This is a genomic window from Bacteroides sp. 2201st1_D9_2201SCRN_220225 (assembly GCF_040928965.1).
Lineage (GTDB): Bacteria > Bacteroidota > Bacteroidia > Bacteroidales > Bacteroidaceae > Bacteroides > Bacteroides stercoris.
Window position 1 is genome coordinate 1 of the sequence record NZ_JBCODG010000037.1, and the last position, 12,259, is coordinate 12,259.

The 12,259-nt window shown below is 45.4% G+C and carries 11 protein-coding genes and 1 tRNA gene; 3 read left to right on the forward strand and 9 right to left on the reverse strand.

Annotated elements, in window-relative coordinates; translation table 11 throughout:
• Positions 1–321: 321 nt before the first annotated feature.
• From AB5903_RS13210 to AB5903_RS13235, 6 genes are all read right to left on the reverse strand, one after another.
• Positions 322–394, reverse strand: a tRNA-Phe gene (locus AB5903_RS13210).
• A gap of 234 nt (positions 395–628) precedes the next feature.
• Positions 629–1,690 (reverse strand): thiamine-phosphate kinase, encoded by a 1,062-nt coding sequence (gene thiL, locus AB5903_RS13215; protein ID WP_005656857.1) that lies wholly within the window; start codon positions 1,688–1,690, stop codon positions 629–631.
• A 111-nt stretch (positions 1,691–1,801) separates the two neighbouring features.
• Complete coding sequence (locus AB5903_RS13220) at positions 1,802–2,611, reverse strand: purine-nucleoside phosphorylase (RefSeq protein WP_005656855.1); 810 nt, start codon at positions 2,609–2,611, stop codon at positions 1,802–1,804.
• The gene (gene lpxK / locus AB5903_RS13225) at positions 2,568–3,671 is read right to left on the reverse strand and encodes a tetraacyldisaccharide 4'-kinase (RefSeq protein WP_272709580.1); all 1,104 of its coding nucleotides are present in this window, start codon (positions 3,669–3,671) and stop codon (positions 2,568–2,570) included. Before lpxK ends, AB5903_RS13220 begins: the two co-directional genes overlap by 44 nt.
• A 6-nt stretch (positions 3,672–3,677) precedes the next feature.
• Entirely contained in the window at positions 3,678–5,444 is a 1,767-nt protein-coding gene (gene sppA, locus AB5903_RS13230) for a signal peptide peptidase SppA (RefSeq protein WP_118206981.1), read from the reverse strand.
• A 220-nt stretch (positions 5,445–5,664) separates the two neighbouring features.
• Positions 5,665–6,156 (reverse strand): DUF6575 domain-containing protein, encoded by a 492-nt coding sequence (locus AB5903_RS13235; protein WP_147331263.1) that lies wholly within the window; start codon positions 6,154–6,156, stop codon positions 5,665–5,667.
• A gap of 333 nt (positions 6,157–6,489) precedes the next feature.
• Here AB5903_RS13235 and AB5903_RS13240 point away from each other — a divergent pair, with 333 nt between their 5' ends.
• Entirely contained in the window at positions 6,490–7,785 is a 1,296-nt protein-coding gene (locus tag AB5903_RS13240; RefSeq protein ID WP_368117911.1) for a tyrosine-type recombinase/integrase, read from the forward strand.
• 172 nt (positions 7,786–7,957) lie between these two features.
• Here AB5903_RS13240 and AB5903_RS13245 read toward each other — a convergent pair whose 3' ends face one another.
• Positions 7,958–8,833, reverse strand: a complete 876-nt coding sequence (locus tag AB5903_RS13245; protein WP_368117913.1) for a helix-turn-helix domain-containing protein — start codon at positions 8,831–8,833, stop codon at positions 7,958–7,960.
• Between the two features lie 416 nt (positions 8,834–9,249).
• Here AB5903_RS13245 and AB5903_RS13250 point away from each other — a divergent pair, with 416 nt between their 5' ends.
• Entirely contained in the window at positions 9,250–9,402 is a 153-nt protein-coding gene (locus AB5903_RS13250) for a hypothetical protein (RefSeq protein WP_368117914.1), read from the forward strand.
• A gap of 387 nt (positions 9,403–9,789) precedes the next feature.
• On the forward strand, positions 9,790–10,140 hold the full coding sequence (locus AB5903_RS13255) for a hypothetical protein (RefSeq protein ID WP_368117915.1): 351 nt from the start codon (positions 9,790–9,792) through the stop codon (positions 10,138–10,140).
• Positions 10,141–10,674: 534 nt separating this feature from the next.
• Here the strand turns inward: AB5903_RS13255 and AB5903_RS13260 are convergent.
• A complete protein-coding gene (locus AB5903_RS13260; protein WP_368117916.1) occupies positions 10,675–11,721 on the reverse strand; it encodes a DUF5106 domain-containing protein in 1,047 nt (348 codons plus the stop codon).
• A 19-nt stretch (positions 11,722–11,740) separates the two neighbouring features.
• The gene (locus AB5903_RS13265) at positions 11,741–12,124 is read right to left on the reverse strand and encodes a hypothetical protein (protein WP_368117917.1); all 384 of its coding nucleotides are present in this window, start codon (positions 12,122–12,124) and stop codon (positions 11,741–11,743) included.
• Positions 12,125–12,259 lie beyond the last annotated feature (135 nt).

A 12,259-nucleotide genomic window follows, 5' to 3' on the forward strand; every position in this document is an offset into this window, starting at 1 on the left:
TGAAATTCTTCATGTTCAGACTGGCTAGGCTATACGCTTAAAAGAAAGCTTGCCAACCGGGGAAATCCGCTGACCCGAAAATACACACGGTCATGGAGAGAAGGGTAGCAAGTGATATTCTGTTGAATGCTTTCCACGAAAGATATTCACCATTCGAAAAATGTGCTGTAAAATTCAGTACTGTTGCCAGAATTGTCAGGGCAGAAAGTGTTGCCGGAAAGATATACTGTGAGTCAATCATAGTTAAAAGGATTTGGTAAGGCCATTAACGAAAAATCCTTGAATTTCAATGAAATTCAAGGATTACATCATTTTTAAAAGTGGTGCCACCAGGAATCGAACCGGGGACACAAGGATTTTCAGTCCTTTGCTCTACCAACTGAGCTATGGCACCATTTTTATCTCTTTTGCGGTTGCAAAGGTAGTGAAAGTTTTGGACTATGCAAGAGGTTAGGAAATAAAAAACGCTGATAATTCTCTATATAGTTAATTATCAGCGTATATTTTTTTAGAAGAGTATGGAATAAATCCGTTATTTATGCCTTCTTCTTTTATTTTATTCTTGAGGTTTTGTCATTTTCGGATTTCTATTTGCTATCCTCTTTTCCCCGGTTTTGAGGCATTTTGTCTATTCAACCTCTTCCTGCTGAGCGGCAGATTCCTCTTTAAGCGGATTCCAGCCTTGTGCCTTCAGTTCAAATTCCTGTCCGTCGCGGCTGATGAGGGCGCATCCCAGTTCCGGTTTAGTGATATGGCCTATCAACTTAATGCCTTCCATTTCGGAAACCTTTTCATGGTCGGCAATGGGCACGGTGAACAGCAGTTCGTAATCCTCGCCGCCGTTGAGGGCGCAAGTCGTCAGGTTCATGTTGAACTCCTCTGCCATGACGGCCGTTTGGTAGTCGATGGGAATATGCTCCTCATAGATGCGGCAACCGACCTTGCTTTGCGTGCAAATATGCAGTAACTCCGAGGATAGGCCGTCGGAAACATCCATCATGGAAGTAGGCTGAATACCTTCTTTAGCCAACTTCTGAATAATGTCGCGGCGGGCTTCCGGTTTCAGTTGCCGTTCCAGCAGATACTCTTTGCCAGCGAAATCAGGTTGTAAATCTTTGTCACCCCCTTTAAGGACGCTCTTCTCACGTTCCAGCAGTTGCAAGCCCATATAGGCTGCACCTAAGTCGCCGGAAACACAGATAAGGTCAGTCTCTTTGGCGCCGTTGCGATAAACGACCTTTCCTTTCTCACCTTCACCGATACAAGTGATGCTGATTGTGAGTCCCGTATAGGAAGAAGAGGTATCACCGCCTACAATATCCACTCCATATTCCTCACAGGCAAGGCGGATGCCGGCATACAACTCCTCCATATCCTCTACGCTGAAACGTTTGGACAGTCCCAGCGAAACGGTGATTTGCCGGGGTGTACCGTTCATGGCATATATATCGGAAAAATTTACTACGGCCGATTTATATCCCAAATGTTTCAAAGGTACATACGTCAAATCGAAATGTACGCCTTCCAGTAACAAATCGGTGGTTACCAGCACTTCTTTGTCCGCCGGGTAGGATAGGACGGCGGCATCATCCCCGATGCCGTACCGGCTTGATTCGTTTTTTAATTCGATACTCTCGGTCAGGTGGCGGATGAGGCCGAACTCACCGAGAGTTGCTATTTCTGTTCTCATCTTAATTAGTTGAAAGGTTAAAGTTGATAGTTAAAAGCGAATAGTTACCGCGTACTTACACTGCACGGCAACTTTCAACTCCCGACTATCAACTTTCAACCATTTATTTACTTACGCTCTGTTAATCAACTCCCTCATAATCTCCGTCATCTTCGGCTGTGCGGCATCCGCAGCTTTCTGCACTTCTTCGTGGGAAACCTCTACAATCTTGCCTTCCACACCTAAGTCCGTGATAACCGATACGCCGAACACTTTGATACCGCAGTGGTTCGCTACGATTACTTCGGGAACGGTAGACATACCTACCGCATCCGCACCCAGGATACGGAACATCTTGTATTCCGCCGGAGTTTCAAACGTAGGCCCTTGCGTGCCGATGTACACACCGTGTTGCACCTTGATACCCTTTTCAGCGGCAATTGCATCCGCCTTGCGGATAAGCTCTTTATCGTACGCCTCGCTCATGTCCGGGAAGCGCGGGCCATACGGAATATTCCTGCCGTGCAGCGGATGTTCGGGGAAGAAATTGATGTGATCGGTGATAATCATCAGGTCGCCGATTTCAAAATCGGGATTCGTACCGCCGCTGGCATTAGAAACAAACAAGGTCTTGATACCCAGTTCCCGCATTACACGTACCGGGAAGGTCACTTCCTTCATGGAATATCCCTCATAGAAGTGGAAGCGTCCTTGCATGGCCATAATATCCTTATTACCCAGCTTGCCGAAAATCAGTTTGCCGCTGTGTCCCTCTACCGTAGAAACGGGGAAGTTGGGAATATCCTCATACTTTATTTCATACTTCTCGGTAATCTCACCTGCAAGGCTGCCAAGTCCGGTTCCGAGGATAATTGCTGTCTCAGGATGCGTGTGCATCTTACCTTTCAGATAAGCTGCGGTTTCTTGAATACGTTCTAACATAGCCAATAATGTTTTGGTTAAATATATATTGTTGATTTTGTAAAAACTCTATTTCGATGGGAAGCACATAAATGTACGGCTTCAGCGTTTCGTTCAGGTTGGGATGGTTCTTCAGTCGGGTAGCATCTTTTTCTGTCGTGATAATCAGCCTGTTGTTTCCTTTCAACAGGTTAAATTGTTTCTCGATGACCTGCAAGTCTTTCTCGCCGAAGTCATGGTGGTCGCCGAACTCCAGCAGATTGACGCTGGGGGTGTAGGCTTTCACTTCTTCCACCAGTGGGGCGGGAGAGGCGATGCCCGTAACGAGTAGCACCTGTTCGTCTCCGGTGCAGGTAATTCTGCCTTTTGCCTTTTCGGGAAACAGTGGCATCAGCGAGCCATAGCGGAACCTGGAGAAATACAATTGCTGGTACGGATACAGATTCAACCTTTTGGTGATGATGTTGAAATCTATCGGCTTGATATCATCCGGACACTTCGTTACAATGACTATCTGGGCGCGGTTTTTCCCGCAGGCGGGTTCGCGCAGTCTTCCGGCAGGCAACAGGGCGTCGTCACACAGCAACCGGTGATAGTCGGTCAGTAGGATATTCATTCCTGCCTTTACATGGCGATGCTGGAAGGCATCGTCCAGTAACACTGCATCCACGGCAGGACTCTTCAATGTAAGCAACTGCTCGATGCCGTGACAGCGGTTTTCATCTACCGCTACCCGTATATCCGGAAACTTGCTCTTTATCTGATAGGGTTCGTCGCCGATTTTCTGTACGCTGCTTTCGGCGGTTGCCAGTATGTAACCTTTGCTCTTCCGTTTGTATCCGCGGCTCAGTGTAGCTACGTTTATGCCCTCATTCTGCAATAACTTTATCAGATACTCCGTATGCGGCGTTTTGCCCGTTCCACCTACGGCGATGTTGCCTACACATATCACAGGAACGTCAAAACTCCTTGACCGGAGCCAGCCCCAGTCAAAGAGTTTGTTTCGCAAGCACACCCCTGCCCCGTAGAGCCAGGACAAGGGATATAGCCAATGATGTATTTTTACGGATGCATCTTTCATTTAAATTTATTGTATGTTCAGTTCAAACGGTACGCGTGCCTGTATGCGGTCTATCTTGTCAAAGTTCTCGATGATGCTGAACTGACGGTACATATCGCTCATTTTGCCGTTCAGCATGCGCCCCTTGATATAATTTCCGGGATTCGTATTCATCAGGCTTTCCAGGAAACCCTCTTTCTTGGGATAACTCATTACGGTGTAAGCGTCTACACCTGCTTTTGCAATGGCAATCTCCAACGCCTTGTCCAGGCCGCCCAATTCGTCCACCAGTCCCAGTTCTTTGGCGGTGCTTCCGGTCCATACACGACCTTGCGCTATCTTGTCCAGTTCTTCCATACTGATGCCGCGTCCGTCGGAGCAGCGGGTCAGGAAGAGTTCGTAGCCGTTGTTGACGTACATCTGCATCAATCCCTTTTCACCGTCGTTCATGGGGCGGGTCAGGTTGCCGAAGTCGGCATACGGGTTGGTCTTTACTACGTCGAAGTTCACACCCAGTTTCTCCGTCAGCCCTTTGGCGTTGGGCATCATTCCGAAGATACCGATAGAGCCGGTCAGTGTGGTAGGTTCGGCAACGATGGTATCGGCATTGCAGGAGATGTAGTAACCGCCCGATGCGGCATAATCGCCCATGGATACGATTACCGGTTTCTCCTTTTTCAGTTGGTTTACGGCGTACCATATCTGTTCGGAACCGTATGCGCTGCCGCCCGGAGAGTTCACACGCAGCACTACGGCTTTTACATTTTCGTTATCTTTCAGCTTACGCAGGTCTTTGATAACCTTTTCGGAGTTGATACCCTCGTCGGTAGAGGCGGACGAACCGCCGTCAATCTCACCATACGCATAATATACGGCAATTACGTTTCCGCTCTTGTCTCTGGGCACGTTCTTTTTCACGTTTATCATGTCCTGAATGCCCAGTATCGGCATGTTGTCGTCCTTGTCGATGCCTGCCAGGTTTTTCAGGTAGTCGCGTACATCATTCTTATATATTAAGGTGTCCACCAGTCCGTTCTTCACGCTTTCCTCTGCGGGGTAAAACATCAGCATGCGGTCGGCTTCCTTGTTCAATGCCTCTACGGACAGGTTGCGCGATTCGGCAACGGCGTTCGTAATCTGTCCCCAGATGGACGACAGGTATACATTTATCTGCTCGCGGTTGGCTGCACTCATTTCGGTGGAGATAAACGGCTCTACTGCCGATTTGTATGTACCCACTTTAAACACCTGCATCTCCACGCCCACTTTCTCCAATAAATCTTTGAAGAACATAGGAGTAGCTGCCAGTCCCCGCCATTCGAGCATACCTTGCGGGTTCAGCAGGACTTTATCGGCCACGCTGGACAGGTAGTATAACCCCTGCGTGTAGGCATCACCGTAGGCTACGACAAACTTACCCGATTCCTTGAAGTCTTTCAGAGCATTGCGAATCTCTTCCAGCGAGGCGAACCCCGCTCCCAGTGAAGTAGCCTGAATATAAATACCTTTGATATCCTCGTTCTCTTTCGCTTTCTTAATGGAAGAGAGAATATCGTCCAGTCCGTATGTCTTGTAATCATCCTTCATAATAAGGTCCAGTGGGTTTTCCTGGCTGCGTTCGACCAGTGTACCGTTCAAGTCCAGCATCATGACGGAGTTCTTACGTACTTGCGTTTCCGATTCCGAGGATGAAACCATACTGAAAACTACGAGAATACTGATGAAAAACAACACAACGCTCGATATAACAATACCGGTTACGGTGGCGAGTGTAAATTTCAAGAAATCTTTCATTGTCTTATTGTTTTTGGGTATGCTAACTTTTCAAGCTAACAAAGATAAATAATTAGGTTGATATTTTCCCTATCTGTCGCATGAATTTTCAGTTTGTCACATGGGGGGCTTTTATTCTGCATTTTTACCGGGGGATATAAATAAAAAGAGCCTGCCGCTTTTTTTGTGCGACAGACCCCTTTATGTAGAGAATGCAGTGAAGAATTCTTTCTCCTTATATTTAAGAGAGGGAATTCTTTGTTATAGGTTTCTCGCTTTCCGCTTCAACAAATGAGATAAGAATATCTTTTATTTTTTCTTTGTTTTGAGAAATAGCAGCTAAATCAATATTGTCTTCGATTTCAAAGGCATAGTAAGAATTTTCCGTTGGAGTGTATTCTTCTGGCAAGTTGGCAATCGGCACAAGTTTAATGTTATGATAATGTATCTTATCATCAATATCTACGGTGTATACAAATCCGTCATTAGGTTGTGTTATTATGGAATGTAGCGTACTTTTCTTTTCTAAATACTGTTGTATTGAAAAAATATCGGTTCTGATAACGACCCACCTGTTATATTCATTATCTACATCCACCCAGTAGAATAAGTAGTTTTCTCCCTTGTTGCTTACGTAATGAGACAATAAAGGGCCATCATGGTAAATCAAGTCAGCAACTTTAATAAGTTTACTGAAATCAAAATTGATACTGAAACCGTTTATTGTCTTCATATCAATATTCATTGATTAAGACATCTATTTCCGACTGATATTTGAAAGCTGCATTCGCCATGTTTAACACATTTTTAGTGTCGCAAAGATAGGGAATATTTTTTAGCAGAAGGGTTTATCGGATATTTTCTTTTCCAAACATGTTTTTTATCATAAGAATAAAATGATCAGGTTCTTTAATAAATAATAAGCTGTATACTTCCTTGGCATTTAAAACAATCCCCCCTCTCATTTGTTGCTAAAACAATTTTTTTATTCATTATTTTAGTAACAAGTTCTGTGTTTAGGTGCAAAATGTGTACTTTTACGCAGGCAGTAATGCTTAATTGGTAAATGAACTTACAAAACAAGAAGAAAAAGTTGAGTATTCGTGTTGTCATACATCCTTGTAAAGCGAGCGCGGCGGGAGTTTACTCCCTTGCGATTCGCGTGCTGTACTGCCGTAAGAAGAAAGAATACTCTTTGGGGTGGCGGGTCCACGAGTCGAATTACCGGCGGGATGCCGACCGGGTGGTTTATTCGTCCGAGGGTATCCTCACTCGTAGGGAAGTGAGCCTCGTCAACCGTCTTATCAGGAACGAGAAAGAAGACCTTGTCAGGAACTACCGTCTGCTGGAGAGAACCGATCCCGGCTTTACGCTGGAGCGCCTCATGCTGAAACACCGGAAGGAGCAGTACGACCAGAGTGTGGATAAATTCATCCTGCAATACATCAATACCCTGCTCGAAGAGGGGAAGCAAAGCACTGCCGCTTCCTACACAAGCGGGCTGTACTCGCTGTTGCGCTTTTGCAGTTTGAGGGAAATCAACTTCAAAGACATCGACTATGTGTTCGTCACGGACTATATACACTACCTGCGCATGCGCGGCATTTCGGAGAACAGCATCCACATGTACCTCAGCAATTTCCGGGCGGTGTACAATAAGGCACGCAAGCAAGGCATCAGGGTATGTGGCGAAAATCCCTTTGCCGGGCTGAACGTGCGCAGGCAGGAAACGGTGAAACGGGCGTTGAGCAAGGAAGAGATAGCGCTCATCGCTTCGGCCGACCTGCGGCGGTATCCCCAGTTGGAAGCGGCGCGCGACCTGTTCATGTTCAGTTTCTACTGCCGGGGCATGTCCTTCGTCGATGTAATCCACCTCAAGCACGACGGCATTGTGCGCGACACGATATTCTACACCCGCAGCAAAACCGGGCAACGGTTGCAGATAGGACTGCTGCCAGCCATGAAGGAGATTATTGAAAAATACAGGACATCCGGCCCGTACATTTTTCCTTATATCCACGGGCAGTCACCGCGAGATGCCTACACGCAATACCGCTACTCTTTGGGCACGGTCAACCGTTACCTCAAACGCTTGGGCACATTGCTCAACATAGGCATTCCGCTCACCACTTATGTGGCGCGCCACTCGTGGGCCACCATAGCCAAGAATGAAGGTATCCCGATATCCTTAATCAGTGAGGGACTGGGACATACGTCCGAAAAGACAACCCAAATCTACCTGAATTCCTTTGCGGTCGATACCCTGAACAAGGTCAATGAAAACGTGGCGGATGCCGTATCGGATTGTATTAAAAATGCAGGTGAAAAATTCATCTGTTTACATAACACAGATAAAACCTAAAAAACGACTCAAATAAACCGAACTTTTCTACTTGCTTTCACTATATATACTTTGTCCCTGTTCTTTGATGTTGCAAAGGTAAAGGATATTTTTGGATATTGCGTTATCCAAATCCATCAATCAGTTATCCAAATTAACCAATCTGTTATCCAAAATTACAAAATGCTGAATATCAGTGTTTATTTTTGCTGCTTTTTTTAATTTCCTGCCTTAATTCGCTGGGTGAGCAGCCGAAATTGTTCTTGCAATACTTGTTGAAACCGGCTGCGGAGGTGAAGCCCAACTCGTATGCCACCTCTTTTATAGAGATGAAATCGTAATTGAGTCGGGATAGTATTTCCTTGTTTTTTTGTTTCTGAAGCCAGGATTGAACGGTTTCTCCAAACTCTTGCGTGAACTTGCGGTGAAGCTCGGAACCGCTCATGCCCAACAATTCTGCCAGTTCTTGTTTGCTGCGCACCCGGTCTTTGTGTTTGAGAACGGCTGCCTTGAAGTCTATCTCAATTCCCATTATAGGGTAGAGGAGTTGGATTATTTCGCTCTTTGTGTAGGCTGTGCGGAAGATGATGAACAATTCGCGCTCTTTGAGTTCGTGCAGGTGTTTGCAGTTGACGCCCGCCTGGAGATAGGACTCCAGCAGATGCAGGAACGTGTCCAAAGGGGCACGCACGGAAAGCGGTTCGAAGCATAGTGGTGTGTGCTGGACTTCGTCTAAATAGCTGCTAAGCATGTGCTTGTCGCACAATGAGATTGCATCGTGAAAGAATGACAGACTGATGTATGTGCCCGGCTGGATAACCGTGCCCGTGTAATGGGATGAAAGGGGAATGAAGATGAATTCGCCCGCACGGACTCTTGTTTCTTCCTTGCTGTCTTTGGTGATGCTGACTTCGCCTGACAAAATAAATATCAGGTGGTTGGCCTTAATCTCTTGTTGCCGGTTGTCGAAATGTTCTCCCGAAGCAGCTTCTTTCAGTGCGAAACCGGCGTCTTCCTCGGTCTTGTAGTTCACGCATGAGGTGTGTTCTTTAATGTAGTTCAGTTCCATTTTATGTACTCGATTTAAAGTTAATAATTTCGTTGTTTTATCACCATGTTTCATTTTTTGTTTCAGAAAAACGGATGTATCGAAGCAAAGGCTTGATTGTCATTTTGTCATTTATAACGGCATGTTGAGTTTCTTTTGTTGGTGTTTAAAGGGGGAAACTCTTCATTACTGCGTCTATTTTAAGGACAGAATGGCATCAGACCGAAGTCCCGATACATCCTCGTTTTTCTTTTTGTTTCAGGAAAATCGTTCATGCCGGATAGCATTGAAACGGATTTCTCTTTTTAATTGTCTGATTACTAATAAAATGCGCGTTAATAATCTGTTTTATGTAAACAGATGAAATTTCTAAAAACAGCAAAAGGAAAATTAACCTCTATAAACAGGTAAAAGATTACGAATAAAAACGAAAGAGAATGAGGGGAGTGGCAGGAGGAACGGTTACCGAAGCGGGTGTGAGTGGAAACATATACCCGTATGTACGTTATAATGATACGGAAGCCATTGTGCTGGACGCGAAGAATGTTAGTACGGATAGATATTTTCGCTGTATCCGCGACCTTGATTGAAACTGTAGGTTTTGTTTTGTTGTCCGTGGCGGTTGGAAAAAGTAAAAGTATTCGGCTGGTATTGATAATAAGGCTTTTGCCTGGACTTTAGAATTGGAATTAGAATGATAACGAAATTAATAGAACCCGAAAACAGTCCCTATGTTATGAATAAAAAAGGTTTGTCCCGACTTTGTTCGTGTTTTTGTTTGTTTGCACACAGAGGGATATGCTACGGAATCGCTTGCGGAGGCGTCTTGTTTTTAGCGATTTTCGTAGCCGTTTTCGGTTTTCCTGTATGGGTGTCGGAGCTCTTCGAGAAGCGGATGGAGGCACGTAGGAAAAAGAGTAGTGACAGAAGTATTGATAATCTTGACAATTGGTAGTTTTAATAATTGATAACCCGTAATGAAGAATCCTAAAAAAGAACCCCGTGATGTCATAGCCAAGCACGTCCGTTGGACCGAAGCATTGCGCGTAGTGCGCGCTTACCACCCCGAAGTAACCATTATCCTGCCCCAGGAGAAAACTCAGATTTATCCCGGCGACGATGTGCGGGGAATGATTGCCCCTGCCGTCGGCGTCATTCGCCATGCACTCGATGCAGGAGTGTGGCAGTGGCACGGATACACTGCCGAGTCGCGTGTGAAGCAGGTACGCACCCTGCTCAGCCATTACTTCCATTATCACGAGGATAGCATCCATCCGGCAGAACTCGACCTGATGATTGAAGATTTGCTGTTTGTGCATAAAGTCTGAGGAGAATTTCCTGAATAAGATTTGCTTCAATATTATTTTAAAGTAAAATTCGACTTATGCGTACTTGACACCTATACATCCACCATTAGCATACAAAAACAAAATAGAATGTCTGAAACAGGCTGGTCATTCTGAAAAAGAAGCGCGACAGTTAGCTTTAGAACCTATAGAGTTAGAATTATATTGTGAAACTGGCATGGCTTATTTGCCGTTCCCAGACAAAGGACAATAAGCAAAGACACCTCCTCCTTAATACCTCACAAGTACCATTACACTTGGTTAAAGATATAGGATTTATCGAGGCAGCAGTTATGCCTCGGTATATCCTATTCAAAACACCGTAGATTGCTCATCCAAGTCAGATGCTACCGGTCAAAAAATCAAACAGTAAAAACGGCAAAGAGATTATAAGTATAAAACCGCACAGCACCGATACGAGCGTACACGAAAAAATACCTTTAAAAAACATCAAACAGAATTGCTTCAACCGTCTCATTTCCAGTTATCCAATTTTAAACGTTAATATTATTTTTGTCACTTCATTGCAAGATAACCGATAATCCGTTCTAAAGGTGCATCCTTCAACAAAACCCTCTTCTCACCGTCCAATAAATAAAGCGTAGGTATCGCACGGATATCATAAAGTCCACGGCTAATATCACCACTCCTGTTCCACCCGACTATCCAACCGGAAGGCATGGAAGAAGCGTGCAACAACCACTCGGACTCATCATCCTCCGAGTAAATGGCAAGTACGCGAAGACTTCCCTTCTCTTGCAGTTCAACAATGGAAGGAACACCCGACAGCGTCAGCTCATAAGCATGGCAACTCGAACAACCCGGATTGTAGAAAAAAAGAAGCGTATAATCGGCACTGATACGGCTGAGACTGCCCGTCGTACAGGAAGCAGTGACATAAGAGAAGTCCGCAGCCTTCATCCCGGGACGATTCTTAAGACATTGTTCGAGGTGGTATCCGGCACGAAGCTTATAAGTCTCGCCCGGAAGCGGGGAGGCAAGCATATGCTCCAGCACCGGGATGTAATATTCATCATTCCTCAAAGGAGAATCGGGATTGTAGAGATACTTCTCACCCAGCGTACAGAAGCGGGCGTAAGCGACGCTGTCAGTTTCCATAAGAGACATCATGGCAAGTATCGCAGAACGAGACTCTGACACGTCAACATATTGCAGCGCGTCGACAAAGTTAGCATATAGCTGCTCGCTCTCACTGCCACGGATAAAAGACGTATCCGACAAGGAGTAACCATCCCAATAATGATTCACATAATAAGAAGCCCGCTGAACCGGGTCAAGCATCATGTCGGGGATAACCGGGGAGACATAATGCTCTACAACCGCCGAGTCCCGATCCGCAGACTGACGATCCACGGCGCCTTCGTTGGGATACACCTGCTTGCAGGCAAGGAATAGTAACAGAAAAAGCATGCCTATAAACGTGACCGTCAAGAAACTGGAAGCAACAACAGTGGTTAAATAAGGGTCATGCTTATGCACCCAGCACTCCAAACGCATACAAAGGATATCCAATAGCCGGTCCTTCAATTTAATTATCTTCATTACGATATAATATATAAAATCAATTCATACGGGCATAAGGATAAGCATCGACAACCAACGATACGGGAAACACATACAGAGAATCATCGCCATCCGGTTCAGGAATTATCACAGCCGGAAAATACTCACCCGCATCCAGGGCGGGAACGGAGATGATGATACGGGTATCCGAATACGTGTAAACAGGGTTCAGTTCTATGACACGGACATACTCCAGCGCAGAAACGAGGCAAAAACGGGCATTATCAAGCATAGGCATACAAAGATGATGACCGGAAATGACGACAGGAGCCTGCGGAGTCACGTGTCCGTCGCAACGCCGGCTCAAGGGATCGTATATCCCCGTTATCTCAGGAATGACAAGACAGTTCACATGCAGTAATTCGTTATTTATTATCTTCATAAGATTATTCGCATTAGTGTTAAAAGCGAATGCCCGAGTGTTTCGCAACACCACACGGCATTCATAAATTGAGATGTAAAATAAAAGGTCTAATGACCTTATGACGGGATTATTACTAAATTATCAGTACCTCTG